Source organism: Streptomyces sp. NPDC048751, from assembly GCF_043198595.1.
In the GTDB taxonomy this organism is placed as follows: domain Bacteria; phylum Actinomycetota; class Actinomycetes; order Streptomycetales; family Streptomycetaceae; genus Streptomyces.
On sequence record NZ_JBICUX010000026.1, the window covers coordinates 38,283 to 63,054 of the forward strand.

Consider the following 24,772-nt stretch of genomic DNA (forward strand, 5'->3'; position numbering starts at 1 on the left):
CTCAGGCTCGGTGCCGCCGAGGCCGGAGTACGCGAAGTCGACGGGGTCCGCGATCGGCGATGACCGTCCTGGGCGTACGCCGTGGCAACGGGGCGCTGACGGGGATGTACCAGGCCACCGCCGAGGTGGCCGATCACGCGGTTGATAGGAACCGTCCATGGACGTACACGGTGAGTGCACGGCGTCGTCGTGCTCGGCGCGGGCCCGGCGGATATGGCACCGGTCTGTGGGCGTTCCCTTCGCCGAGTTGTCGGTCGATGCCCTTGCTGACGCCGGCCAGGCATCCCGGAGATGAGGCCGACCATCGTGACTGTGAACTCGTCATCGTCGTGACGACCTGTAAGCGGGCAGACCACCTCGCAGCCGCCGCCGACCGCGAAGGCGAGCGGCCTCGAATCGGCGGCGGGGGCGGCTGACTGCCCCTGCGGCCCGGCCATCGCGGCCGAGGCGTGTCGCCCCGGACTGTGGAAATCTCCTCCTGCGGTTAAGCCCTCTTCGCGCCGCTCTGCTCGCGGACGGCATCAAACATGGCGGTGAGAGCGGGACTCTCGGCGAGGCTGCTCAACAGGGCGTGAAGCGAGTGCCGTTCAGTGGTGCCCAGGTCGGCGAGGATTTCGCTGTCGAGACCGACGAGTGTGCGGTTGAGGTCGGCCAGGACCTTGCGCCCGGCGTCGGTGATGTCGACGGCGTACCGACGTCGGTCCTGCGGATCGCGTGTCCGCTCGGCGTATCCGGCCCGCTCCAGGTCGTCCAGACTCGTCACCATCGTCGCCGGGTCGATGCGCAGGAACGAGCCGAGCGCCAGTTGCGGCATGGCGCCGTTGTCTGCCAGGGCCTGCAGGACGCTGTAGTGGCGCACGCGCAGGCCGGTTCCGCTGATGCCGTCTTCGGCGATCCTGAAGGCCACCTGTCCGAGTTTGACCAGCAGGCAGATGGTGTGTTCGGCCACTGTCCCCGGTACCAGCGGAGCCTCGGACATCGTTTATCCCGCCTATGGTTAGCCCTGCGTATCGTCTGGATCCATCGTACGAGAAGGCCTGGGGCGGCCGGACCGGGGCAGCGAGCCCGGTGCGCGGGAAGCGGGGCTCGCCGGGCAGGGCATCGGCTGTGCCGCGGCCGTCAGCCGACGATGGTCCGGCCGAAGATCTGCCGGGCGATGACCCACTTCTGGATCTCGTTGGTGCCCTCGTATATCTCGCCTATCTTGCTGTCCCGGTAGACCGCCTCGACGGGGCCAGGGCTTCCGTCGGCGCCCAGTTCGCGGGCGAAGCCGAGGCCTCCGAAAGCCTGGACGGCGTCGCGCGCCATGTCCACCGACAGCTTGGTGGCGTAGTACTTCGCCATCGCGGCCTCGGGTTCCGGGGACGGGTTGCCGGCGTCCAGGCGCAGGGCGGCCTTGGTGACGAGGGTGCGGGCGTTGTCGATCTCGGTGGCCCGCTCGGCGAGCAGGAACTGCCAGTGCTGGTTGGCGGCCACCGGCCTGCCGAAGGCGTGTCGCGTCGACAGGTGGGCCACGGTGTGGTCGAAGGCGGCCTGTGCCATGCCGACCCCGGCGGCCGCGATGCCGATCCGGCCGTAGGTCAGTGTGGACAGTGCGTGGCGCAGTCCGTGTCCCTCGGCGCCGCCGAGGAGGTCGTCGTCGGACAGGTGTACGTCCGTGAAGCGGATGTCTGCGGTGAGCTGGCCGCGGTTGCCCATCTTGCGGTCGGCGAGGCCGACGTGAACGCCCGGAAGCGTTGTGTTGACGATGAACATGCTCAGCCGCTCGCCGGTGCGGGCGAGAACCACCACGAAGGCGGCCACGGGCGAGTTGGAGATCCACCGCTTGTGGCCGTTCAGCACCCACCCGGTCTCGGTGCGTACGGCCTCGGTCCGAACGGCCTGCGGAGACAGGTCGCTGGAGGCGTCCGGCTCGGTGGTGGCGAACGCGCCGACCACCGAGCCCTTTGCGACCTTGGGCAGCCAGCGCTGCTGCTGCTCCTCGGTGCCCTGCCGCAGGGCGTTGCCCGCCAGGATGCAGTGCACGTCGAAGACGGCCGCGACGCTGCTGGAGTAGTAGGCGAGTTCTTCGATCGCCGCGGCGGTGGCGGTCGCCGGGTGGGTCAGACCGTCGCCGCCGACCTCGCCGGGGAGGGGGATCCGGAAGACCCCTGCCGATGCGAGCGCGTCGAACACCTGCCGGGGGAAGCCGTCGGTGCGCTCGTCGCCGTTCGCGATCGCCGCGGCGCGCGGAGCCACTTCTTGCTCCGCGATCCGGCGCACGGCGGCGCGTACGGACTGGGTCTCTTCGGGGGCGAGGAGCTCGTGGTAGAGCCGGTCGCTCTGGCGTGCGGGAGTGGAAGTCATACGCGGACCGTATCATTCGCGCCACGTATGATTAGTTAACCAATCGATTGTGGAGGCTCGACCATGACACGAACGCTGGCCGGCAAGACCGTCCTGATGTCGGGAGGCAGCCGCGGCATCGGACTCGCCATCGCCCTGCGCGCGGCCCGCGACGGCGCGAACGTGGTGATGCTCGCCAAGACCGCCGTACCGCACCCGAAGCTCGAAGGCACGGTCCACACCGCGGTCGAGGAGGTCGAGCGCACGGGGGGCAAGGGGCTGGCCGTCGTCGGTGACGTCCGCAACGAGGACGACGTTCGCACCGCCGTCAACGCTGCGGTCAGTGCCTTCGGTGGCATCGACATCGTGGTGAACAACGCCGGCGCGATCGACCTGTCTTCGTCGGAGCAGCTGGAGATGAAGCGGTACGACCTGATGCAGGACATCAACACGCGTGGCACGTTCCTGCTGAGCAGGGCCGCGATCCCGCACCTGCGCGCGGCGGACAACCCGCACATCCTCACGCTCTCGCCGCCGTTGAACCTCGCGCCGCACTGGGTGGGCAGGCATCTCGGTTACACGCTCTCGAAGTACGGGATGAGTCTGTGCACCATCGGGCTCGCCGAGGAACTCGCCGCCGACGGCATCGCCGCCAACTCGCTGTGGCCGCGAACCCTGATCGACACCGCCGCCGTACGCAACGTGGTCGGCGGCGCCGGGCAGGCCCGTAGTCCGCAGATCATGGCTGACGCCGCGTACGCCGTCCTCGCGCGCGACGCGCGCAAGTGCACCGCCAACCTGTTCATCGACGACGAGGTCCTGCTCGACGAAGGCGTCACCGACCTGTCCGTCTACAGCCCTGCCGGATTCGAGGGTGATCTCGCGCTCGACATATTCGTCGACGCTGCCTGATCCCGCTCGGTTTCGAGGCGGGGCGGGCCCCACCCCGCTCGCGCAGCGACGATCCGTGCCGCCGGTGCGCAAGGCGTGCGCAACTCGAATGCCATGTCGCGGCCGTCGGTGAGGAGTCGGGAGATGGTGGTCTTCCCAACCCGGGCGGCCCCGCACAAATCCTGCGGCGCTCATAGGGCTCTGGGCATACCGGCGGGGCGCTCAAACAGCGTCCCGCGGCGTGGATCTCAGGAGCGTCGGTCGCCGGAAGTGGCCCGCTCGCTCGCCACCTTCCCGGCTCAGCAGAACCACCCCCGGCCACCGATGGTAAGTGGATCGACTTGCCTCAAGGGTGGTGCGGGGGCTACCTTCCGATGGTGAGTCCATCGACTTACCTTACTTCTCGGCGAGGAACAGGGAACATGAATCGTCTTGCGGGCAAGCGCGCCCTCATCACCGGCGGCACGAGCGGGATCGGTCTGGAGACCGCGCAGCGTTTTATCGCGGAGGGGGCCGACGTGCTGGTCACGGGCGTCACCCCGGCCAGCATCGACAGGGCGCGGCAGATCCTCGGGGGCAAGGTGCCGGTCGTTCAGGCCGATGCCCGCGATCTCGACGCGCAGCGCGGCCTGGCCAAGCAGGTGCGTGAGCACTTCGGGGAGCTGGACGTGGCGTTCCTGAACGCCGGGGTCTCGGACTGGCGGCCGTTCGAGGACCACACGGAGGACAGCTACGACCGGCTCTTCGACATCAACGTCAAGAGCGTCTTCTTCCTCACACAAGCCCTGGTGCCCGTGCTGGCCAACCCGTCCTCGGTCGTCCTCAACGCCTCCAGCAGCGCGCACGGCGGCTACGGGAACTCGAACGCCTACGCCGCGACGAAGGCGGCTCTTGGCTCCCTGATGCGGTCGTGGAACGCGGACCTGCTCAGGTCGCACGGCATCCGGTTCAACGCGGTCAGCCCCGGCCCGGTGGACACCCCGCTGTACTCCAAGCTCGGGATCGAGGACCCCGCGCAGCAGGCGGCGGTGCTGGAGGGGATCAGCGCCGGCATCCCGCTGGGTCGCATGGGTATGCCCGGGGAGGTCGCGGAGGCCGTCGTGTACCTGGCCTCCGATGCCTCCGCCTTCGCGGTGGGCCAGGACCTTATCCTGGACGGCGGCCAGACCGTCCTCTGACAGCGGGGACGCGGCCGGGAGACGGGCGAGGGGCGTGGGTATGTCGGTGGCGGACCGTGACCGAGCGGAAAGCGGTGGCGATGCGTGCCAGGCCGGGTATCACGCGCAGATCAAAGCGGAGAACCGTGCGCGTATTATCCGCGCCGCCCGCGACCTCTTCCTCGCCCGGGGATACGACAAGACCTCCCTGGCTCAGATCGCCAAGGAGGCCCGCGTCTCCACCGGCACCCTCTTCAAGCGGTACCCCTCCAAGGCTGCGCTGTTCGCGGCCGTCACCGCCGAGCAGTGGCAGCTGGATGTGGAGTATGCCGAACCGCCCCCGCCCGGTGATCCCCGGTACGGTCTGGACCACATCGGACGTGACTACGCCTGCCTGGTCGCGCGGCCGGGCACGGCGGCGCTGTGCCGCCTCATCATCACCGAGCTGCCCCAGATGCCGGAACTCGCCGACATCGTCGGCACCGGCTTCGCCATCGATCGCGGACCCTTCTTCGACCGGCTCCGCGACTACCTGGACGCCGAGGCGCAGGCCGGCACACTCGACTTCCGTTCGGCCGACGGACAGCCACAGTCGGCGGCCGAAGTCGCCGAACAGTTCCTCGGCATGATCTGCAGCCAGTTCCTGTGGCCCCAACTCGTACGGACCGACTTCGTCCCGCCCAATCCCACCGACGCCGCGATCGTGGACGAAGCCGTCGCCCTCATGCTCAGCCGCTACGGCACCGGATCCTGACCCTCGGACCACTTGTTCACGCTGCCACAACGCCAAGACGTCATCCCTGCCATGACAGGCGCGGGTAGGGGTGACTCGACCGGCAACGAACACGGGCGAGCGCGACCGGTCATTCCAGCAACCAACAGCGGCAGTCGGCCGAGCCGGGTCGGCACTCCGCACCGTCGAGTCCGTCGGCCGCGTGCCCCTCGGGCTCCAGCCTGCCCCGTTACTCCGCGAGCAGTCGGCGCAGCCACTCCATCGGGGCCGTCTGGCAGGCCTGGGAGAGGGTTGCCTGGGGGACGAGGCCGTCAAAGCCGTGGAAGCCGCCGGGCCATACGTGGAGCTCGGCGACTCCGCCGGCCTGCCACAGGCGGGTGGCGTAGGTGACGACCTCGTCGCGGAACGTCTCGGCCGAGCCGACGTCGAGGAAGGCCGGGGGCAGCCCGGACAGATCCTCCGCGCGGGCCGGGGCGGCGTACGGGGAGACGTCCCGGGCCGCCCCGCCGCTCGCCGAGCAACGCGGTCCACCCGGTCTCGTTGGCCGTGCGGTCCCACACGCCGAGACCCGCCATCGCGTGGCGTACACCTCGCTGGACGTGACGGTGAAGTTCCTGCGGCGGATCACCGTGGACACGGGCACGGTGCGGGCGATCGGCACGGTTGTCAGCCAGAGTCGTCAAACTGTCCAGCGCGTGCGAGGTGATCGGCACCGACGTCCGTCGGTGTGGAACGTGCTCCCCGTGGCTCACGTCCTGGGGCAGCCGTTCACGGGGTGCGATCGGCGCGGCGGAGGACAGGGCGCAGGGTTTCGATGACGCCGGGGTCGTCGACGGTGGAGGGGATGGGTTCGTCGTGGCCGTCGGCGATGCCGCGCATGGTCTTGCGCAGGATCTTTCCCGAGCGGGTCTTTGGCAGGGCGGCCACGACCGTGACGTCCTTGAGGGAGGCGACGGCGCCGATGCGCTCGCGTACGAGCTGGACGAGTTCGGCCTCGACCTCGCCCGGTTCTCGGTCGCTGCCTGTCTTGAGGACGACGAAGCCGCGCGGGATCTGTCCCTTGAGTTCGTCGGCGACGCCGATGACGGCGCATTCGGCGACGTCGGGGTGGGCGGCCAGGGCCTCTTCCATGCTGCCGGTGGACAGCCGGTGTCCGGCGACGTTGATGACGTCGTCGGTGCGGCCCATGACGAAGACGTAGCCGTCGTCGTCGATGTGGCCGCTGTCGCCGGTGAGGTAGTAGCCGTCGTGGGCGGAGAGGTAGGAGGCGACGAAGCGGTCGTCGTCGTTCCAGAGGGTGGGGAGCGCGCCGGGCGGCAGGGGGAGCTTCACCACGATCGCGCCGTCGACGCCCGCCGGTACCGGCTCGCCCGAGGCATCGAGGACGCGGACGTCCCAGCCCGGCAGCGGGCGGGTGGGGGACCCGGGCTTGAGGGGAGCGGCTTCGATGCCGACCGGGTTGGCGACGATGGGCCAGCCGGTCTCGGTCTGCCACCAGTGGTCGATCACCGGAATGCCCAGGAGCGCGCTCGCCCAGTGGTAGGTCTCGGGGTCTAGGCGCTCGCCGGCGAGGAACAGGTGGCGCAGGCCGCTCAGGTCGTGATCCGCAGTGAGCGTTCCCTTCGGGTCCTCCTTGCGGATGGCCCGGAATGCGGTGGGCGCCGTGAACATGGTCTTGACCCGGTGGTCGGCGGCCACGCGCCAGAACTGGCCCGCGTCCGGGGTGCCGACCGGCTTGCCCTCGTAAAGGACCGTGGTGGCTCCGGCCAGCAGGGGCCCGTAGACGATGTAGGAGTGCCCGACGACCCAGCCGACGTCGGAGCCGGTGAACATGGTCTCGCCGGGGCCCACATCGTAGACGGCGCCCATCGACCACTGGAGCGCGACCGCGTAGCCGCCGCAGTCACGCACGACTCCCTTGGGTTTTCCGGTCGTTCCGGACGTGTAGAGGATGTAGAGGGGATCGGTGGCGGCGACGGGAAGGCAGCCGGCCGGCGTTGCGGCCGCGACCGCGTCGGCCCAGTCGAGATCGTCGGGCCCCAACTCGGCCCGCTCCTGCGGGCGTTGCAGGATCACGCTCTTCTTTGGCTTGTGGGCCGCGAGTTCGATCGCCTGGTCGAGCAGGGGCTTGTACGCGATGACCCGCTTGCCCTCGATGCCGCAGGAGGCGGAGACCACGACCTTGGGGGCCGCGTCGTCGATGCGCAGGGCGAGTTCGCGCGGGGCGAACCCGCCGAAGACGACCGAGTGCACTGCGCCGATCCGTGCACAGGCCAGCATCGCGACGACAGCCTCGGGGACCATCGGCATGTAGATCACCACCCGGTCGCCGTGCCCCACGCCGAGCCCCGCCAGAGCTCCGGCGAAGGCCGCCACCTCGTCTCTCAACTGCGCGTAGGTGTAGGTGCGCCGGATGTCGGTCACGGGGGAGTCGTAGACGAGCGCGGGCTGTTCACCCCGGCCGGCCTCGACGTGCCGGTCGAGCGCGTTGAAACAGACGTTGAGCCGTCCGTCGGGAAACCAGCGGTAGAAGGGCGCGCCCGAGGAGTCCAGGGCGCGGTGCGGAGCGACATCCCAGTCGATGCCTTCCGCCGCCTTCAGCCAGAAGCTCTCCGGGTCCTCGGTACTGGCGCGGAAGACATCCTCGTACGTTCCCATCGCGCACTCCTTTGTGGCATCGGGACGGTGGTGTGGTTGCGTGCGGAACGGTGTCGGACACACGTACCGCATGGCGCCCGGCGTGGTCGAGCAGGATGCCGCTGACCGGTGGGCCGGTCACCGGCATCGCGGTGGTGCGGCGGCCTGGCGGGCAGACCTGACGTCAGGCGCGGCTTTCGCTCACGCGCCGAGGTGCTTGCGGAGCCACTGGCCCATCTGCCCGATGGCCTGGTCCACCTCGGGTACGCGCCCCGCGCCCAGGACGAACGAGTGCTGCCCCTCGGGTATCGCGTGGACCTCGGAAGTCACCTTGAAGTCCGCGAGGCGGCGGCCGAGCTGCGCACCGTCGTCGGCGAGGGTCTCGTACTCGCCGTAGTGGACGAGCGTGGGCGGCAGGCCGGTCAGGTCGGCATTCACGAGGCTGATCTCGGGGGATGTGAAGTCCACGGCGGGGTCCTGCAGCCAGGCGCCCCGGAAGAGCTCCAGCGTGCTCCGGCTGAGCATCTTGTCGTTCGTCTCGTTGGCGTCCACTGCCGGGTTCTGGAGCGTGAGGTCGGTCCAGGGGGAGACGCTGACGATCGCGCCGGGCGTGGTCTCGCCGTTGGCGAGCAGGCGCAGCGGCAGCATCACCGCCAGGGTGCCGCCGATCGAGTGGCCGGTGCTGCCGATGTTCTGGGGCTGGTAGCCCTGCGAGAGCAGCCACCGGTAGGCGGTCTCGGCGTCGTCGAGCTGAGCGGGGTAGGGGTGTTCGGGCGCCAGGCGGAAGTCCACGACCAGCGAGCGGGCGCCGGCCGCCTTCGCGATGTGGCCGGCGGCCTTGCGGTCGGAGTGCATGGAGGCGGTGACGGATCCGCCGAAGTGGAAGTGGAGCAGCGCCCGGTCGGGATCGGCGCCCTCGGGGATGGCCCACAGGGCGGGGACGCCGCCCGCGTCCACTTCGGCGTAGGTGACGCCTTCCGGCTCGCTCGACGCCTTGTGGTTCGAGTCGACGATGTCGCGGATGACGGCCAGATCGAGGCCGGGTGTCGCCGACTTCGCGCTCACGCTCGCGAGGAACTCCGCGAACTCGTGTGCCTGTGGGCTTACTCCCATGGTGGTGCTCCTTCTCGGACGGGTGCCGTGCCGGGTTCCCCTGCGGCAGTCGGGTCGATGTGCCGGTCATGACGCTACTGGCTGAGTATAGAAAAGTAAACTCAGATGATATCAGCCTCATGGATGCGAGGAAGCCCTTCAGGGCATCGGAGATGGGCCCCATCTCGACCGGGGAGACCATCGCCCCGGGCCCTGGAGGCCGGGGGTGAGACGTGGTCCGCTCTGATCCAGTGCGAGGTCGTGCAGTCGGTGAGGTGCTCGGTCACAAGGCGGCTGCTGGAGGGAACGCCGATGACGAGAGCAGGATCGAAATCGGACGGGCGCAGGGCGAGCTGCCGTGTCGCGGTGATGAGTTCGACCTGGAGCCTGGGGTACCGGCGGCGAACGCGTCCCAGGGCCGGGGGGTGAAGGCGGTGCCGCAGCCCCGCCGTGGCCGCCGGTAAGCTCGTCGAGCCGCTCCGCGCCTTGTGCAAGGATCTTGAGGTGCCTGGTGCCTACCCCTCAAGCCCGCGGCGCCGACAGCGAGTCAAGGAACGTGATGGCCACGACAGCCAGGTCCGCGGGGACGAGATGACCAGCCATGCCTGATACCGCTGCGGCCGAGATTCTCGCCGACATCCACCGGGGCGTCGGCCGCATCCTGCTGAACCGGCCCAGGGCGCTCAACGCCCTGACCACAGACATGGTCTCCGCCATCGACCGTGCGCTCGCCTCATGGGAGCACGCACCGCTGTCCGCCGTGGTGCTCGCCAGTACCAGCACGAAGGCGTTCTGCGCCGGTGGGGACATCCGCACGATCCGCGAGCACAGCCTCGCCGGCGATGCCGAGGCCAGTGAGCGGTTCTTCGCCTCCGAGTACCGGCTCAACGCCCGGATCGCCGAGTATTCCGTGCCGGTCGTGTCGCTCATCGACGGCCTGTGCATGGGCGGCGGTCTGGGGCTGTCGGTCCACGGTGGCTTCCGTGTCGTCACCGAACGCGCGGTGCTGGCGATGCCCGAGACCGGGATCGGGTTCTTCCCGGACATCGGGGCCAGCTACTTCCTGCCGAGGCTGCCCGGCGCGATCGGCATGTACCTGGGACTGACCGGGCAGAGGATCGACGCGGCCGACGCCCTGTACACGGGGCTGGCCACGCATTTCGTTCCCGCGGACCTGCTGGACACGGCGGGGGACGCCCTGGCCGACAGCCCCGATGAGCCGGTGGACGCCGTCCTGAACCGTCTCGCCGGCCGTTCCCCGGTGGCGGAGAGCAGGCTGGCGGAGGTTCGCGGGGACGTGGACTGGGCTTTCGGCGCGTCGACCCTCGGCGAGATCGACAAACGCCTGCGTCACCTCGACACCCCTTGGGCGGCAGCCGCGTTGGGCGCCCTGGAGTCCGCCTCGCCGCAGAGCCTGGAGATCACCCACGCCCTGCTGGCCCGAGGCAGACAGCGCACGTTGCGCGAGTGCCTGGAGGCCGAACTCGCCCTCACGCGCACGACCATCCGCACGCCGGACTTCCTGGAGGGCGTCCGGGCCGCCCTGGTCGACAAGGACCGCACTCCCACCTGGCAACGTACGTCGCTCGGCGGACGGACGCTGCCGTCCTGAACACGTCCGCCGTGAGCAGGACATCGCCTTGCGCGAGGGGAGGGGCAGAAGGGCCGCGCGTCAACGAAACGGGAACGTATGGCCTCGCAGACTGCCGCGGCAGATGTTCGACCGGGCCGGGAGCCATGCGGCAGCCATACTGTCCATGACAGCCGGTTTGCCGCTGATGGGAGCGGTCTCACCGCGTCCGTACAGAGCCGGATCTCATCGACCACGGCGACAGCGTGCCACCGTTGTCGCGGTTGCGCGCGTTCTGGACCGAGTAGTGGCGAGGAACGATCTACCGGGATTTGGGGCGGCAGGGCACACTTCGCGCGGGCATCTCAAGCCGCGCGCCGCGCTGCGCCGCGGGCATACGGCGTGCCGAATGACCCGAACCCCTGCAACTGCAGCTCTCCGCGACATAGTTGCGATGTGGACCGCCAACGGGGTCGTCCTCTGATGACCGTGCCGGAACGGAGGGGCTGTTGCCGGCCGCGTCTCAGCGGTTGCCGGAAACCATGGAGACCACGACCTTGCCGGCCTTGGTGCGGCCCTGCTCGACATATGCCATCGCCTCGAGCGTCTGGTCGAAGGGGAAGGTGCTGTCGATGACCGGGCGGAGTTTCCCGCTGTCGTAGAGGGCGCCGAGTTTGCGCAGCTGGGAGCCGTTGGCCTGCATGAAGAGGAACTCGTAGCGCACGCCCAGCGCCCTGGCCTGCTTGCGGATCTTGCGGCTGAGGGTGCTCATGACCAGGCCCAGGAAGGCGGGGGCGCCGAGCTGCTTGGCGAAGGCGGCGTCGGGCGGGCCGACGACACTGATGGCCAGGCCGCCGGGCTTCAGTACGGTCAGCGACTTCTCGAGGTTCGCCCCGCCCACGGAGTCCAGCACCAGGTCGTAGCCCGAGAGCACCTTGGAGAAGTCTTCCTTGGTGTAGTCGACGACGACGTCGGCGCCGAGGCTCCTGACCAACTCCTCGGACCTGGTGTTCGCGGTCGTCGCCACCGTGGCGCCGAGGTGCTTGGCGAGCTGGATGACCGTCGACCCGAGGCCGCCGGCTCCGGCGTGGACGAGCACTTTCTGCCCCGGCTTCACGTGCGCGCGCTCGACGAGGATCTGCCAGGCGGTCAGGGCCACCAGCGGCACCGCGGCCGCCTCCTCCAGGGAGAGAGAGGCCGGCTTGGACGCGACATCGTCCACGTCGATCGCGATGAACTCCGCGAAGCCGCCTACCCGCAGGTCGCGCGGACGGGCGTAGACCTCGTCGCCGACTTCGATGCCGCGTACGGCGGAGCCGACCCGGGTCACCACGCCGGCCACGTCGTGGCCGAGCACGAACGGGCGCTTGTACTTCAGGAGCTGCTTGAACTCCCCGTTGCGGACCATCCTGTCCAGCGGGTTGATGCCGGCGGCGCTCACTTTGACCAGGACGTCGCGGTCTCCGACTGTGGGCTCGGGTACCTCTGCGGCGCGGACGCCGTCCTTGCCGTACTTCTCGACGACGAACGCCTTCATGCCGGCGGCCTTCCTGTGTGGGTGTCCGGGTGGTTGATGCGATTCTTCCGGCAGGTCCCCCTGCGCGCCCGTTTCTCGTGTGCGGCCGGGTTGATGTGCCGACCATGACGCTACTTGCTGAGTATGGAAAAGTAAACTCAGATGAGGTTAGAATCAGTCCATGGATGCGACGACCGAAGCTCTGCAGGACGCCGGCGTGGACCCCCGGCTCGACCGGGACGCGTCGAACTGCTCGATCGCCCGGACCCTTGAGGTAGTGGGCGAGAAGTGGACGATCCTGATCCTGCGCGAGGTCTATTACGGCTCGTCCCGTTTCAGCGAGTTCGAACGCGTCCTCGGCTGTCCCCGCAACCTCCTCGCGGCGCGGCTCAAGATGCTCGTGGAGGAAGGGATCCTGGCCACCGAGACCTACAAGGAGCCGGGCTCGCGGAGCCGGCCGAAGTACGTGATCACCCCCAAGGGTGTGGATCTGGTCCCGGCCGTGATGGGGCTCCTGCAGTGGGGCGACCGCTACCGCGCCGACCCGGAGGGCCCGGCCATGCTGTCCAGACACCGTGGATGCGGCGCGCACGTCGACGCCCAGATCCGCTGCGACCGGGGCCACGCCGTACAGCCGGAAGACATCGAGAGCGTCCCCGGCCCCGCCTTTCGTCTGAGGTCCGCCGAGTGACCTGACCGCGGTGGTGCCAGGAGCTCTTGGGGCTCAGTCTGCCGGGGTGTGCTCACTCCGTCTGGCCCGGGCCTGGTGGAGGCGGACCTTTGTGCGGTTGCCGCAGCGGGACATGGAGCACCAGCGGCGGTTGCGGGCGGGGGAGCGGTCAACGAAGCGCAGGGCGCATTCGTCCGCGCCGCAGACGCGTACCCGCCGGATGACTAAGGGTCAGTAGTCGTGACAGTGCCCTTCCGGAAGGCAGGCGGAGCCGTGGAAAAGCGCAGGATCGTGTTGCTGGGTGCGACGGGGTACACCGGGCAGCGCGTGCTCCAGGAACTGCTCGCACGAGGGGAGAAGCCGACCTTGGTCGGGCGGAGCCGGACCAGGATGCTGGCCCTGGCCGACCGCTTCGAGGCGGACCTGCCGGTGGCCGAGGTCGACGTCACCTCGACGGCCGACCTCACGCGCCTCCTGGAGCCCAGCGATGTCGTCGTCTCCACGATCGGCCCGTTCATGCGGCTCGGCATGGCCGCGGTCACGGCTGCCGCGCGGGCGGGGGCCCACTACTTCGACTCGACGGGGGAGGGGACCTTCGCCCGCCGCGTCCTCCTTGAGCTGGACGCCGTCGCGTCCGTCCGGGGAGCGACCCTTGTGCCCGCGTTCGGCTACGACTACGTGCCGGGCAACCTCGCCGGCGCGCTCGCCCTGACGCGGGCGGGCGAGCGGGCACGCCACGTGGAGGCCGGCTACTTCATCACCCGTGGCGGGCAGGGCGACGAGCTGCTCTACCGGAGCACCCTGCGGGACGCGTACACCCTGACCACGGGAGGCACACGTCAGACGCTGGTCGCTGCGGCGGCCGAGGACGGGTTCGCCTACCGCAGCCCGCGTCCCTGGGCCACCGCCCGTGTGGTCGACGAGCGCGTCGGCAAGCGGGTGCGTACCTTCCATTACGGCGGTGTGAAACGTGCGGCCATGACCGTCCCGGGCACGGAGCATCTCGGACTGCCGGAGGCCTTCCCCCAGTTGGAGAGCGTCGAGGTGGGCCTCGGGTGGCTCGGACGGTGGACGCGCCCGGTGCAGATAGCCGCCACACTCCAGGCACCCCTGCTGCGCTCGGCGAAGGTGCGGGCCGCCCTGGAACGGTGCTCCGAGCGGCTCCCGGGCTCGCAGCGCGAGCCGGATCCCGACGGCCGTTCCCTGGTGATCGCAGTCGCTCGTGACGGCCACGGCCGCCCCCTGGCCACCACGGCGCTCACCGGACCCGACCCGTACGAGATGACGGGATCCCTCCTGGCATGGGGCGCCGCCCGCGCGGCTCAACCGGATGCCGTCCTCAAGCCCGGTGCGCACGGCCCGGTCGCCGCCTTCGGCCTCGACACTCTCAGGCTCGGTGCCGCCGAGGCCGGAGTACACGAAGCCGACGGGGCGTCGGCCCGCCGTCGATGAGGACTGAGCGGGCATAGATCACCGCGCCGCGACGCTGAAGCTGACGTCGGGAAGCCGCTGCCGAGATGGCGGACCATACGGTCGCCTCCACCGTTTCCCCGCTGCGGGAGGTGGCGGATGCCGCCGCCGGCGTGTTGATGAACAGATCGTTCGATCGGGAGTGCGTCCGCCCTTCGCGGGGGCGGGCCGTCCCAGCGGAAAGGAAGCCGTCCATGGACGAGCAGGGTGAGCGCTTCGACGTCGTCGTACTCGGCGCGGGCCCCGGCGGATACGTAGCCGCCATCCGGGCCGCCCAACTGGGCAAGAGCGTCGCGGTCGTCGAGGAGAAGTACTGGGGCGGCGTCTGCCTGAACGTGGGCTGTATCCCCACCAAGGCCCTGCTGCGCAACGCCGAGCTCGCGCACCTCTTCACGCGCGAGGCGAAGACCTTCGGCATCAAGGTCGAGGGTGAGGTCTCCTTCGACTACGGGGAGGCATTCCGCCGCAGCCGGAAGGTCGCGGACGGCCGGGTCAAGGGCGTCCACTACCTGATGAAGAAGAACAAGATCACAGAGATCAGCGGTCGCGGCACCTTCCTCGACCCGCACACGCTCCAGGTGGCCGACTTCGACGGCAACACCCGCACCATCGGCTTCGATCACTGCATCATCGCCGCCGGGGCGAGCCCCAAGCTGCTGCCCGGCACCCGCCGCACGGCGCGCGTGGTGACGTTCGAGGAGCAGATCCTCGCCGAGGACCTGCCACAGTCGATCGTGATCGCCGGTGCCGGCGCGATCGGCGTCGAGTTCGCGTATGTCCTGCACAACTACGGTGTGCAGGTCACGATCGTGGAGTTCCTGGACCGGATCGCCCCGCTGGAGGACGTCGAGGTCTCCGCTGAACTCGCCAAGCACTACCGGAAGTTGGGGATCCAGGTGCTGACCTCGACGCGTGTCGAGTCGATCGACGACTCGGACGCGCAGGTCCGGGTCACGGTCACCGGCAAGGACGGCGCGCAGCAGGTCCTGGAGGCGGACAAGGTGTTGCAGGCGATCGGCTTCGCGCCGAACGTCACCGGCTACGGCCTGGAGAACACCGGCGTGCGCCTCACCGAGCGCGGCGCGATCGATGTCGACGGCCGTTGCCGCACCTCGGTTCCGCACATCTACGCCATCGGCGACGTCACCGCGAAGCTGATGCTCGCGCACGCCGCCGAGGCGATGGGAGTGGTCGCCGCCGAGACGATCGCGGACGCGGAGACCATGGAGCTGGACTACGTGATGATCCCGCGATCCACCTTCTGCCAGCCGCAGATCGCCAGCTTCGGCTACACCGAGGCGCAGGCACGGGAGAAGGGCTTCGACGTCCAGGTCGCCAAGTTCCCGTTCACCGCGAACGCCAAGGCCCATGGCCTGGGCGACGCGAGCGGGTTCGTGAAGCTGATCAGCGACGCCAAGTACGGCGAGCTCCTCGGCGGTCACCTCATCGGACCCGACGTCACCGAACTCCTGCCCGAGCTGACCCTGGCCCAGCAGTGGGACCTCACGGTCCACGAGGTCGCCCGCAACGTCCATGCCCACCCCACCCTCGGTGAAGCGGTCAAGGAAGCCGTCCACGGCCTCGCCGGCCACATGATCAACATGTAGCGGGATGTGCTCGTCACGCGGCAACAGGGCCCGTGGGTGCTCGGACGGCTTCGCGCCCTCGAGCTTCCGAGGGCCCTGATCCTTTGGTGCGGGGCGATCCGGGGCGGGGTTCTCGGAGGCCTTCGAGAAGCTCAACGCCGAGATGTCCTTGGTTCAGGCGTCTACAGGAACGCGGGCCGTCAGTGTCGCCCCCAGCGTGACCACAAGCAGGCGGGTATCCGGGCTTCCCCGAACAGGAGGGCCCGGCAGGATCGCCCTGTACGAGATCTACGACCTGGCCACGACCTTGGCTGGGTCGCGATCCGGTTGGCTGCGGCGCCGAAGACGTCGTGTGCGATGCGGTCGTCGCTGACGAGGTCGCGGTGTGCTCTGGAGAAGTGGCAGGCGGAATCCGGCGGCAGCCGTGACACGTGCGGGTCGGGTGGTGTGCGTCGTTTTCCTGGTTCCCCGGGTTGGGCGGTCAGATCTGGACGAGGGCCCAAGGCGGCACGAACCCGTCTACTTCCCGGCCGAGCAGCGCGGCGAATTCGATGATGGTGAGATCGCCTCCGCTCGGGCCCATGGCCTGCAGCCCGATGGGCAGTCCGCTTCTGCTCTTGCGCACGGGGATGGTCGTTGCCGGCCCTCCGGAGACGTTGGCGACGGCGCTCCACTTGACCTGGTCCCAGTAAGGGCGTCGTACACCGTCGACCTCGAAGGGCCGCCCGAACCAGTCGATCAGTTTGTTGTGATGAGCGGGGGCAGCCGTCGGCGTGACCGGCATGAGCACGATGTCGAAGTCCTGGAAGAACTCGAACCAGCGCTGCCGGATCTCGTTGCGCACCATGTGGGCCTGCAGCCAGTGGAAGTGGGACTGGAAGGTTCCGCGCAGGGCGGGTCGGGCGTCGCCCCGCGGGTGCTGGACGAACCGGGCCAGGGTCGCGGCACTGGGGGCAGGGGCGAGGCCGGTGCGGTCGCCCGCGCCGAAGAGCAGGGGCGAAAAGGCCTTGTGGTGATTCGTCGCGATGTCGACGGGGAGGCTCGCGGGTTGGACGGTGATCTTTGCACCGGCCCTGCGTAGCACGGTGACCGCGTCGTCCATGGCCTCCATGATGTCGCTGTCGACCGGACACGAGGGATCCTCGCTCCAGACGGCGACCCGGAAGTCGGCGAGCCTTCTCGCGCGCGGCGGTGCGAGCGTGTAGCTGAAACCACCGTCGTAGTCGGCCGGCCCGACCGTCGCCCGCAGGATCGGGACGAGATCACGGGCGTCTCGGACCTGGGCGCCACCGCAGGCCATGTCGGCTTCCGTCCATCGTCCAGCGCCCGGGCCGTAGGGAACATGTCCGATGAGGGGGATCGACCGCCAGGTCGACTTGTGGCCGTACAGGCCGTTGAAGTGGGCCGGGATCCTGGTCGATCCACCGATTTCCGAGCCGAAGTCGAACGTGGTGAGGCCTGCGGCGGTGGCGACGGCGCCGCCTCCGGCGGATCCGCCCGAGGTGCGGGTTCGGTCCCACGGGTTTGATGAGGGGCCGAACACCGGGTTGTCGGCCTGGACGTCCTGGTTGCCCGGAGGCATGTTGCTCTTGCCCATGATCACTGCGCCGGCCGCGCGCAGCCGCTTGACCGCTTCGGCGTCCTGGTCGGGCACGTAGTCCTTCAGATCCATGCGCCCGCAGACGGTGCGCATGCCTGCGGTCTCGTAGCTGTCCTTGACCGTGATCGGCACGCCGTGCAGCGGCCCGAGGTCCTGCCCCGCCGCCCGCGCGGCGTCGGCTTCCCCCGCCTCGCGGCGGGCACGCTCAGGGTCCAGGGTCACCACCGCGTTCAGTGCGGTGTTGTGGACGGCGATCCGCTCGAGATAGATCTCGACGAGTTCCCGGCTTGAGATCTCACCCGCGGCCAGTGCGCGTGACTGCTGCATGGCGGACTGGAAGGGGACGTCGCTCACGGCATGCCTCATCTCTGACACTGACGGCGCCGAGTGGAATGGTGGTCGTAATATTATATTTGGCAGACCATAGGCTGGGGACGGGTGTACAGCAATGGCCTTGCGGAGGGGATCCTGTGGCGCGGCACGAGCACACGACCCGGAGCGGACAATCCAGAGGGCTGGCCCACCTCGTCGCGGAGGAACTGCGCACGCGGGCCGTGTTGACACCAGGCTTCTGGGGACTTGAGGGGCCTGGTGAGCTGGTCTGAGATTCGAGCAGTAGCCAGACTCGGATCCGGCGCGAGCAGTACACCGACCACTGGCGGCGCCGATATGCGATCCGCGCAGGATGCGAGGGCACAGTCTCCGAAACTGTCCACGCCCACGGCCTGCGGAAATGCCGTTACCGTGGCCTTGCCGAAACCCACGTCCAGCATGTGCTGACCGCAGCCGGAACCCACGTCTCCGCCTCAGTGAATGCTTCCCGCCGGGCGACACGCCCGGGCATCCACCACGCCCGATGAGCCAACTCTGTCAACTCTGCGAGAAGTTGACGAGCTAAAGATCGTCAACAGCGTCGCTTCCATGATGCTGAGCGGGAGTAACCCATCCGGCCTGAGCCACCTGGGAGTTCATGGCATCGCGGTCAGAACCTCATCGATCCGCATGGAGGCTGGCCACTGCTAGCGTGAACCCGGAACACTTCCGTCTCGGGTTGTCGGAATGCCTGATTCTGGATCGTGAGGTGGCGTGGTGAAAGCCGTGGGCGCAACTGCGGCGTCCCCCGGGCGCCTCGGGCCCGCCACGTGACCCCGCCCGGGACGCCCAGATCCTGCGCGCGGCCACGGAGCTGCTCGCCGAAGGCGGATATCCGGCACTGACCATGGACAAGGCCGCGGCACGAGCCGGGGTGGGCAAGGCGACCGTGTACCGGCGCTGGAAGTCCCGCGCGGAACTCGCCGCGGAGGCGCTGGACCACGCCGGTCTCACCGACGACCTCGTGCCGGTCACGATCGGGCCCGGCCGACTCCGCGAGGAACTCATCGCGACGATGACCCGCGCCACGTGGAGCCAGGACGCTTCTCGAGTCGACCTGCTCTCGGCCTTGCACGACACGACTCGCCAGGAGCCGGAACTGTGCAGCCTCGTTAGGCAGCGCTATGTCGACTCCCTGCACCAGGCCGTCGAGGGCGTGCTGGCGCACGCAGTGGAGCGCGGCGAACTGCCCCCGCGCCAGGGCGATCCGTCAGGAGGTCACCCGATCGCGGTCTCCGCCGCCCTCGCCCTCCTGCTCCACTGGGGGCTTGTCCGCGACCGGCAGGTCGGCGACGACGACATCGCGGCGATCGTCGACGCCGTCCTCATGCCCTTGCTCTGACGGTCATGCGTACAGCGTCACCGGCAGGCGATTGATCAGACGCGTCCGGGCTCTGTGACCGTTACGGCTTCAGGCCCCTGCGGGAAGGGGTGTCGGGTGGACGGGGCCGCGTGCAGGCTCCGGGTGTCGAGTGGAAGCCTTTTCCCGTAGGGGTGTCGCGCCGCAGGTGAGGGGTTGGCGCGGCGTGTGCGGTGCGGCGCGCGCTCCGCGGTGCCTGTGTGTATGCCGGTCAGTGCGCCGTCCTGGTGTCCCCTTCGTGTTCGATGCCCAGGAGCGCGAGGGCGTTGTGGATGCCCTGGTCGAGGACTTGGTCGGCGAGCTGCGGGTCGGCGAGGGCCCGCGAGAGCTGGAGTGTGCCGGCCATCATGGCGTAGGAGCTGAGTGCCATGGGGCGGACCGAGAGCGGGTCGTTGGGCGCCAGGCGGGCGGCGATGCCGTCGGCGACTACCAGTACGCCCTCGGTGTACGCCTGCTTGGTCGGGTGTGTGCAGCGCCCTATCTCGTCGAGCAGGGCGGCGGAGGGGCAGCCGACGTCACGGCTGTCACGGTGCCAGGGAGACAGGTACCAGCGCACGATCTGTTCGAGGCCGGCGCGACCCGGTTGCGCGTGCGCGACGATGCTCGCGTTCTGGGCCTGCAGCTGGTCGGCGATCGTGGTGGCCACCAGGTCGTCCTTGGACGTGAAGTGGGTGTAGAAAGCGCCGTTGGTCAGCCCGGCGTCCTTCATGAGCGCCGCGATGCCCGAGCCGTCGATGCCGTCCTCCTTGAAGCGGCGGCCCGCTGTCTCGATGATCCTCTGCCGGGTGGCCTGCTTGTGCTCTTTCCTGTATCGCACCGCACACTCCTCTGCGCGCCGGGTGGGCCGCTCGCCCTCCGTCGGCTCCTCCAATGTATTGTATTGTGAACGTAATTCAATGACCCCGAATTCCTGCGCTCTCGCGGGCGGGGCGGGGCCGCCGTCCCTCGGCTCCCCCCGCGCCGAACCGCTTGCGCCGCCGGCCCGCAGGCGGTTCCGCGGCCGGGCCGCGGGTTCCACTCGCCACAGGAACCCCCCTTGCGCGCCCGAGTCGCCCCTGCTTAGTATTATGAGCATAATTTAATTGCCCTGCGGCTCGGCGCGGTGGATTCCGGGGTGATCGGAGCGAGCCGGTGACCGAGTGATCCGAGCAGGCCGTCGGCCTGATCCACAACCCTGGCTCGCCGCATGGGGCAGCCGAGGGCAGCGACCCCGCAGACCCGGCATGTCTTGGTGTGCTGCGTGAGTGGACCCGCGAGACATGACGGGCACCCGCCCACAAGAGAAGGACGTCATGAGCACCTATCTGGCAGACAAGGCCGAGAACCTCACCGTGGAGGGGCCCTCCGCGACCTTCACCTACCGGCGCATGGGTCCGCAGGGCGGTGTCCCGCTGGTCCTGCTGCAGCGTTTCCGGGCGACCATCGACTGGTGGGACCCGGAGTTCCTGGACTACCTGGCCGCCGACCACGACGTGATCGTGTTCGACAACGTCGGCGTCGGCTACACCACCGGCGAGCCGCGCGACTCCCTCGACGGATTCGCCGAGGGCGCCGCCGAGTTCGTCGAGGCCCTCGGCCTCGCGCGGGCCGACGTGCTCGGCTGGTCTCTGGGGGGCTTTGTGGCCCAGCGCCTGGCCGCGCGTCGCCCGGAGCTGGTGCGCAAGATCATCGTGGCGGGCAGCGGCCCGACCGGCTGGGTGCCCGGTGCGCCGGAGGCGAGCGAGAAGGTCCTGGGCATCATGGCCAAGCCCGACGCCGACCAGGAGGACATGCTGTACCTGTTCTACCCGGAGACGGAAGCGGCCCGCGCCTCAGGGCGCGAGCACTTCGCCCACGTCGCGCCCCGGCTCGCCGCCGGTGGCCCCGCGGTCACCGAGGCGACGGCGCAGGGCATGCTCGCCGCGATCGGCCAGCTCCTGGCAGCCCCCTTCGACGAGGTACGGGCCGAATTGGAGTCCATCAAGCACCCCGTCCTGTACGCCAACGGCCTGCACGACGTGATGGTCCCCGCCCACGCGTCCTACGTCGCCGTCCAGCACCTGGCCGACGCCACCCTCCTCCTCTACGGCGACGCCGGCCACGCCTTCCTCTTCCAGCACGCCAGGGCCTTCACCAAGCAGGTGGCCGACTTCCTCGCCGCCTGAAGACGCCGACCGCGCCGCCGATCCCGAACCTCGGGCGACGGCCGGTCAGCCTTCGTGCAAGGGCCGCCTCACAGCCGTGAGGCGGCCCTTGCACGGCTTCGGCCGTCATCTCCGTCGAGCCTGGGCAGCCGGTGCGTACCGGCACGTGGCCTCGTAGCGCTCCCCGACACGGCAGGCGGCACCCATTATTGGTCGTCCCCCTGCCGTCACCTCGTGCCTGTCCTGCGGACAGGGGTCCGCAGGTCACGGCAGGCGGCACCCATTATTGGTCGTCCCCCTGCCGTCACCTCGTGCCTGTCCTGCGGACAGGGGTCCGCAGGTCTGCTCCCGTCGTCGGCGGTGTCCGGCGACGGGACTTTCGGCGGCACGCAATTTTGTCTCGGTGCCGGGTCTCACGAAGAGACCGTGAAGCGTCCCGTCCCGCGCGCTCACAGTGAAACGATCACACGCCCCGGGCGTCACCGCGTTGCCGGGCCCGTCCAGGGGATGCCGTAGCGCTCGCTCCGTGCAGGTGGTCGACGGTGAAGGCGGCGGCGCGGAGGTCCTCGATGCGTGAGCTGCTGCCGAGCAGGAGATCGAACTCACCCGGTCCGACGACGCGGCGTCCCGAGCGGCGACGAGGGTGCAGTCACCGGCGGGAACGAGGATCATCACCTCGACCCATTCGCCCGGCTCGACGTCGACCTGGGTGAAGGCCTTCATTCGCGATCGGTCCACGTCACGCTCGTGACGCGGTCGCGGGCATACGCCTGCGCAGTCTCCCGTGCGGGACGGCGGCCCGTCCTGGTCAGCGGCACCGTGGCCCGCAGCGTCCCGTGGACGTGACAACGGATTTCTGGATCGTCGGGTCCGAGTCGTGCACCGCCGTGCAGCTGAGGCCCTCGCCGAAGGCGAACAGCGGATCCTGTGTCAGATCGGCGCATCTGTAGCCGTGTTGCCCCCGGACCTGGTTGGTACTGGACCGGCAGCCGCCCGCTCGGCTCGGTGCGCCCGAGCAAAGGCTCGGCGACCGCCCGGCCGCCTGCATCCCGGGGTGAAGGCCTGGACGATGGCGTCGGCGCCGAGTGCCCGGGCGGGCAGGGTCGAGGGCTTGCCCTGGACCAGGACGACGAAGGGCCGGTCGAGCTTCCGGAGGGTGTCGAGGAGTGCGATCTGACGTCCCATGAGCTCCAGCGTCGCCATGGAGCGGCCTTCCCCGGTCAGGCCGACGGTGTTGCCGACGAGCGCCGCAAGCGCTGCACTAGGTGCGCTGCGGGTTCAGGCGGGAGTTGCGCCGTACCGGTGGCGGGCGTCGTCGTGGTCCACGGTGTGCACTCCGGCCGGCCCTCGTCCTGGAATCCGGGCGCAGCCAGGCGTCGTCCTCACGCCGGGCATCGATGCCATGACCGCTGTACAGATCGTCGGCTGTCCCCGGTCCGGGGCCGGACGTCCGCGACTCGCCGGTCCCGACCAGAGTCTCTCAGCCGCCGGTGCAGGTGAGCCGCTCCTGCCCTGGTGGTGCGCTGTGCTGTGCGCCGCGAAGCCCGGCGGAACCCGTGATTCCACAGCAGTGCATCTCGTTCGGCCCTACCACTTGCACCCTGATGAAATTATGGTCATACTTCAATGGTCGACGGGTTGTTCAGAGGCCTGATCCAGGCGGTTCTCCGTGAGCCTCCTCTGACCGTCGACTCCGGGCTGCAGCCGCGGCCGGGAGACACAGGAGCACTGCCCGCTCTACGCCCACCTGCGAGGAAGCAGAAATTGGCGCACGGTGGCGGTAACCCACACATCGAAGGGCACGACCGTGAACGCACGCGAAACACAAGGTGACGTGGTGACGTCGTACAAGAACGCGCAGACCCGCACCGTCGCCGCCGACGGAGTGACCTTCGCCTACCGTGACCTCGGCCCCCGGACCGGCATGCCGGTCATCTTCATCACCCACCTCGCCGCGGTCCTGGACAACTGGGACCCCCGGGTCGTCGACGGCATCGCCGCCAAGCACCGGGTGATCACGTTCGACAACAGGGGCGTGGGCGCGTCCAGCGGCGTGACGCCGAAGACCATCGAGGAGATGGCCAAGGACGCCGTCACCTTCATCCGGGCGCTGGGCTTCGAGCAGGTCGACGTCCTCAGCTTCTCGATGGGCGGCATGATCGCCCAGGTGATCGCTGAGACCGACCCGCAGCTCATCCGCAGGCTGATCCTCGCGGGCACCGGTCCGGCCGGCGGCGAGGGCATCAAGAACGTGACCCGGATCTCGCACTACGACACCCTGCGGGCACTGCTCACCCTTCAGGACGTGAAGCAGTTCCTCTTCTTCACCCGCACCCCGAACGGGATTCGGGCCGGCAAGGAGTTCCTGGCCCGCCTGAAGGAGCGCACCAAGGACCGGGACAAGGCGATCCGCCTCACCTCCTACTTCTCCCAGCTCAAGGCCATCCACCGCTGGGGGCTGGCAAAGCCGCAGGATCTCTCCCGCATCCAGCAGCCCGTGCTCGTCGCCAACGGCGACAACGACAGGATGGTTCCGACGTCGAACTCGTACGACATGGACCGGCGACTGCCCAACTCCGAGCTGGTGATCTACCCCGACGGCGGCCACGGCGGCATCTTCCAGTACCACGAGCAGTTCGTGCCGACGGCTCTCGAGTTCTTCGGCCGGCCGTAGGGCCGCGGTGCGGTCTGCGTACGGGCCGAGGATGTGGGCCAGAGCCGTGACGCCCGGTGGGCGGGCGGCTCTGTCACCTGTTCGACGTAACCGGCCTGCTCGCTTCTCGTCAAACGGCGCCGAGCCGGTTGTCGTGCAGGATGGCGACGCGGAGACCGGTGTGGTCGGCGTCCCGTCCGGGCGCCAGGCCCAGGAGCGCGCTGCCGCTACGGCGCATGCCGAACGCGCGCGACGCCGGCCGCCGTACGAGCGGAGGACCGTCGCGTCGGTGTCGCTGCCGAGAGCGCAGTCGCCCCAGGGACCACCCGCTCAGGCTGAGCGCGCAAACGCGGGTGCACGGCGCCGGCGTCCCGGCCCATGCCAGGTGCTCACCCAGCCGGTACTGACCGTCATCGCCCGAAGGCGAGGGCGTTCTCGATCCCCTGCTCAAGGACCTCGTCGGAGAACTTCCGGTCGGAGAGCGCGCGGGACAGCTGCAGCGTTCCCACCGCCATGGTGTAGAGCCCGATGGCCTGCCCCCGGGCGGACTGCGGATCCTCGGGCGCCAGACGGGCGGCGAGCTCGTCCAGGATGGCCCTCGCGCCGTCGGTGTAGGCATCCTTGGTCGCGTCACCGCAGCGGCCGATCTCGTCGAGCAGGGCCGCGGACGGGCAGCCGTCGCCGGGGTTGTCCCGGTGCTCGGGCGACAGATACCAGCGAATGAAATCCTCGAGTCCCTCGCGGCCGGGCCGCAGCGTGCCGTACTGCTTGACCTGCGCGCGCAGCTGCTCGGCGACGACGTGGGCGACGAGGTCGTCCTTGGACTCGAAGTGGGCGTAGAAGGCGCCGTTGGTGAGCCCGGCGTCGGACATCAGCGTGGAGATGCCGGAGCCGTCGATGCCGTCCTGCTTGAACCGGTGGCCGGCCCGCTCGATGATCCGCTGCCGCGTGACCTGCTTGTGCTCCTTGGTGTAGCGCGCCACAGGGTTCCTCCCTCAACTCCGCCGGGCCATTGCC

General features: G+C 69.3%; 21 protein-coding genes and 3 pseudogenes. 12 read left to right on the forward strand and 12 right to left on the reverse strand.

The window, feature by feature from the left end:
* Nucleotides 1-484 precede the first annotated feature (484 nt).
* A complete protein-coding gene (locus ACGFNV_RS44035) occupies nucleotides 485-979 on the reverse strand; it encodes a MarR family winged helix-turn-helix transcriptional regulator (protein WP_393631012.1) in 495 nt (164 codons plus the stop codon).
* A 140-nt stretch (nucleotides 980-1,119) separates the two neighbouring features.
* Nucleotides 1,120-2,346 (reverse strand): acyl-CoA dehydrogenase family protein, encoded by a 1,227-nt coding sequence (locus tag ACGFNV_RS44040; protein WP_393631014.1) that lies wholly within the window; start codon nucleotides 2,344-2,346, stop codon nucleotides 1,120-1,122.
* Between the two features lie 63 nt (nucleotides 2,347-2,409).
* Here ACGFNV_RS44040 and ACGFNV_RS44045 point away from each other — a divergent pair, with 63 nt between their 5' ends.
* From ACGFNV_RS44045 to ACGFNV_RS44055, 3 genes are all read left to right on the forward strand, one after another.
* Nucleotides 2,410-3,237 (forward strand): SDR family oxidoreductase, encoded by an 828-nt coding sequence (locus ACGFNV_RS44045; RefSeq protein ID WP_393631016.1) that lies wholly within the window; start codon nucleotides 2,410-2,412, stop codon nucleotides 3,235-3,237.
* A 401-nt stretch (nucleotides 3,238-3,638) separates the two neighbouring features.
* Nucleotides 3,639-4,394, forward strand: a complete 756-nt coding sequence (locus tag ACGFNV_RS44050; RefSeq protein ID WP_393631017.1) for an SDR family oxidoreductase — start codon at nucleotides 3,639-3,641, stop codon at nucleotides 4,392-4,394.
* Between the two features lie 40 nt (nucleotides 4,395-4,434).
* Entirely contained in the window at nucleotides 4,435-5,127 is a 693-nt protein-coding gene (locus ACGFNV_RS44055; RefSeq protein WP_393631019.1) for a TetR/AcrR family transcriptional regulator, read from the forward strand.
* A 208-nt stretch (nucleotides 5,128-5,335) separates the two neighbouring features.
* Here ACGFNV_RS44055 and ACGFNV_RS44060 read toward each other — a convergent pair.
* Nucleotides 5,336-5,687: pseudogene (locus ACGFNV_RS44060) on the reverse strand (alpha/beta hydrolase); the annotation flags it as partial.
* Between ACGFNV_RS44060 and ACGFNV_RS44065 the strand changes: the two are divergent.
* Nucleotides 5,685-5,792, forward strand: a pseudogene (locus ACGFNV_RS44065) (aromatic compound degradation protein PaaI); the annotation flags it as partial. The pseudogenes ACGFNV_RS44060 and ACGFNV_RS44065 sit on opposite strands and share 3 nt — an antisense overlap.
* A gap of 82 nt (nucleotides 5,793-5,874) precedes the next feature.
* On the opposite strand, the gene ACGFNV_RS44070 reads toward ACGFNV_RS44065, so the two are convergent.
* The 3 genes from ACGFNV_RS44070 to ACGFNV_RS44080 all read right to left on the reverse strand — a co-directional run bounded on the left by ACGFNV_RS44070 (nucleotide 5,875) and on the right by ACGFNV_RS44080 (nucleotide 9,329).
* The gene (locus tag ACGFNV_RS44070) at nucleotides 5,875-7,764 is read right to left on the reverse strand and encodes an AMP-binding protein (RefSeq protein WP_393631021.1); all 1,890 of its coding nucleotides are present in this window, start codon (nucleotides 7,762-7,764) and stop codon (nucleotides 5,875-5,877) included.
* A 180-nt stretch (nucleotides 7,765-7,944) separates the two neighbouring features.
* Nucleotides 7,945-8,856 carry an alpha/beta hydrolase gene (locus ACGFNV_RS44075; protein WP_393631022.1) on the reverse strand — a complete coding sequence of 304 codons (912 nt, stop codon included), beginning with the start codon at nucleotides 8,854-8,856 and terminating at the stop codon, nucleotides 7,945-7,947.
* Nucleotides 8,857-8,957: 101 nt separating this feature from the next.
* The gene (locus tag ACGFNV_RS44080; RefSeq protein WP_393631023.1) at nucleotides 8,958-9,329 is read right to left on the reverse strand and encodes a LysR substrate-binding domain-containing protein; all 372 of its coding nucleotides are present in this window, start codon (nucleotides 9,327-9,329) and stop codon (nucleotides 8,958-8,960) included.
* A gap of 107 nt (nucleotides 9,330-9,436) precedes the next feature.
* Here ACGFNV_RS44080 and ACGFNV_RS44085 point away from each other — a divergent pair, with 107 nt between their 5' ends.
* Entirely contained in the window at nucleotides 9,437-10,447 is a 1,011-nt protein-coding gene (locus ACGFNV_RS44085; protein ID WP_393631025.1) for an enoyl-CoA hydratase/isomerase family protein, read from the forward strand.
* A 481-nt stretch (nucleotides 10,448-10,928) separates the two neighbouring features.
* Here the strand turns inward: ACGFNV_RS44085 and ACGFNV_RS44090 are convergent, their stop codons facing one another.
* On the reverse strand, nucleotides 10,929-11,942 hold the full coding sequence (locus tag ACGFNV_RS44090) for an NADP-dependent oxidoreductase (RefSeq protein ID WP_393631027.1): 1,014 nt from the start codon (nucleotides 11,940-11,942) through the stop codon (nucleotides 10,929-10,931).
* Between the two features lie 160 nt (nucleotides 11,943-12,102).
* Here ACGFNV_RS44090 and ACGFNV_RS44095 point away from each other — a divergent pair, with 160 nt between their 5' ends.
* Entirely contained in the window at nucleotides 12,103-12,612 is a 510-nt protein-coding gene (locus ACGFNV_RS44095; protein ID WP_393631029.1) for a winged helix-turn-helix transcriptional regulator, read from the forward strand.
* A 33-nt stretch (nucleotides 12,613-12,645) separates the two neighbouring features.
* On the opposite strand, the gene ACGFNV_RS44100 is transcribed toward ACGFNV_RS44095, so the two are convergent.
* A complete protein-coding gene (locus tag ACGFNV_RS44100) occupies nucleotides 12,646-12,813 on the reverse strand; it encodes a CGNR zinc finger domain-containing protein (protein WP_393631063.1) in 168 nt (55 codons plus the stop codon).
* Between the two features lie 51 nt (nucleotides 12,814-12,864).
* Between ACGFNV_RS44100 and ACGFNV_RS44105 the strand changes: the two genes are divergently transcribed.
* Nucleotides 12,865-14,043, forward strand: coding sequence for a saccharopine dehydrogenase NADP-binding domain-containing protein (locus tag ACGFNV_RS44105; protein ID WP_393631031.1), 1,179 nt, complete (start codon nucleotides 12,865-12,867; stop codon nucleotides 14,041-14,043).
* Nucleotides 14,044-14,255: 212 nt separating this feature from the next.
* Nucleotides 14,256-15,668, forward strand: a complete 1,413-nt coding sequence (lpdA, locus tag ACGFNV_RS44110; protein WP_393631033.1) for a dihydrolipoyl dehydrogenase — start codon at nucleotides 14,256-14,258, stop codon at nucleotides 15,666-15,668.
* Between the two features lie 460 nt (nucleotides 15,669-16,128).
* On the opposite strand, the gene ACGFNV_RS44115 is transcribed toward lpdA, so the two are convergent.
* Nucleotides 16,129-17,601 (reverse strand): amidase, encoded by a 1,473-nt coding sequence (locus tag ACGFNV_RS44115; RefSeq protein ID WP_393631034.1) that lies wholly within the window; start codon nucleotides 17,599-17,601, stop codon nucleotides 16,129-16,131.
* Nucleotides 17,602-17,873: 272 nt separating this feature from the next.
* Here ACGFNV_RS44115 and ACGFNV_RS44120 point away from each other — a divergent pair.
* A pseudogene (locus ACGFNV_RS44120) lies at nucleotides 17,874-18,107 on the forward strand (transposase); the annotation flags it as partial.
* 308 nt (nucleotides 18,108-18,415) lie between these two features.
* Nucleotides 18,416-18,961 carry a TetR/AcrR family transcriptional regulator gene (locus tag ACGFNV_RS44125; RefSeq protein WP_393631065.1) on the forward strand — a complete coding sequence of 182 codons (546 nt, stop codon included), beginning with the start codon at nucleotides 18,416-18,418 and terminating at the stop codon, nucleotides 18,959-18,961.
* 229 nt (nucleotides 18,962-19,190) lie between these two features.
* Here ACGFNV_RS44125 and ACGFNV_RS44130 read toward each other — a convergent pair whose 3' ends face one another.
* Entirely contained in the window at nucleotides 19,191-19,796 is a 606-nt protein-coding gene (locus ACGFNV_RS44130; RefSeq protein WP_393631036.1) for a TetR/AcrR family transcriptional regulator, read from the reverse strand.
* A gap of 475 nt (nucleotides 19,797-20,271) precedes the next feature.
* Here ACGFNV_RS44130 and ACGFNV_RS44135 point away from each other — a divergent pair, with 475 nt between their 5' ends.
* Entirely contained in the window at nucleotides 20,272-21,123 is an 852-nt protein-coding gene (locus tag ACGFNV_RS44135; RefSeq protein ID WP_393631038.1) for an alpha/beta fold hydrolase, read from the forward strand.
* Nucleotides 21,124-22,032: 909 nt separating this feature from the next.
* Here the strand turns inward: ACGFNV_RS44135 and ACGFNV_RS44140 are convergent.
* Nucleotides 22,033-22,287, reverse strand: coding sequence for a hypothetical protein (locus ACGFNV_RS44140; RefSeq protein ID WP_393631040.1), 255 nt, complete (start codon nucleotides 22,285-22,287; stop codon nucleotides 22,033-22,035).
* Between the two features lie 622 nt (nucleotides 22,288-22,909).
* On the opposite strand from ACGFNV_RS44140, the gene ACGFNV_RS44145 reads away from it, so the two are divergent.
* A complete protein-coding gene (locus ACGFNV_RS44145) occupies nucleotides 22,910-23,776 on the forward strand; it encodes an alpha/beta fold hydrolase (RefSeq protein ID WP_393631041.1) in 867 nt (288 codons plus the stop codon).
* 389 nt (nucleotides 23,777-24,165) lie between these two features.
* On the opposite strand, the gene ACGFNV_RS44150 is transcribed toward ACGFNV_RS44145, so the two are convergent.
* Nucleotides 24,166-24,738: a TetR/AcrR family transcriptional regulator gene (locus ACGFNV_RS44150; protein WP_393631043.1), complete on the reverse strand. Its 573-nt coding sequence runs from the start codon at nucleotides 24,736-24,738 to the stop codon at nucleotides 24,166-24,168.
* Between the last annotated feature and the right edge of the window lie 34 nt (nucleotides 24,739-24,772).

Coding starts and splice junctions, on each gene's coding strand:
- ACGFNV_RS44070 (WP_393631021.1), bottom strand. CDS start 7,764: ATGGGAACGTACGAGGATGTCTTCCGCGCCAGTACCGAGGACCCGGAG.
- lpdA (WP_393631033.1), top strand. CDS start 14,256: ATGGACGAGCAGGGTGAGCGCTTCGACGTCGTCGTACTCGGCGCGGGC.
- ACGFNV_RS44090 (WP_393631027.1), bottom strand. CDS start 11,942: ATGAAGGCGTTCGTCGTCGAGAAGTACGGCAAGGACGGCGTCCGCGCC.
- ACGFNV_RS44045 (WP_393631016.1), top strand. CDS start 2,410: ATGACACGAACGCTGGCCGGCAAGACCGTCCTGATGTCGGGAGGCAGC.
- ACGFNV_RS44075 (WP_393631022.1), bottom strand. CDS start 8,856: ATGGGAGTAAGCCCACAGGCACACGAGTTCGCGGAGTTCCTCGCGAGC.
- ACGFNV_RS44055 (WP_393631019.1), top strand. CDS start 4,435: ATGTCGGTGGCGGACCGTGACCGAGCGGAAAGCGGTGGCGATGCGTGC.
- ACGFNV_RS44140 (WP_393631040.1), bottom strand. CDS start 22,287: ATGGGACGTCAGATCGCACTCCTCGACACCCTCCGGAAGCTCGACCGG.
- ACGFNV_RS44135 (WP_393631038.1), top strand. CDS start 20,272: ATGAGCACCTATCTGGCAGACAAGGCCGAGAACCTCACCGTGGAGGGG.
- ACGFNV_RS44095 (WP_393631029.1), top strand. CDS start 12,103: ATGGATGCGACGACCGAAGCTCTGCAGGACGCCGGCGTGGACCCCCGG.
- ACGFNV_RS44035 (WP_393631012.1), bottom strand. CDS start 979: ATGTCCGAGGCTCCGCTGGTACCGGGGACAGTGGCCGAACACACCATC.
- ACGFNV_RS44085 (WP_393631025.1), top strand. CDS start 9,437: ATGCCTGATACCGCTGCGGCCGAGATTCTCGCCGACATCCACCGGGGC.
- ACGFNV_RS44050 (WP_393631017.1), top strand. CDS start 3,639: ATGAATCGTCTTGCGGGCAAGCGCGCCCTCATCACCGGCGGCACGAGC.
- ACGFNV_RS44040 (WP_393631014.1), bottom strand. CDS start 2,346: ATGACTTCCACTCCCGCACGCCAGAGCGACCGGCTCTACCACGAGCTC.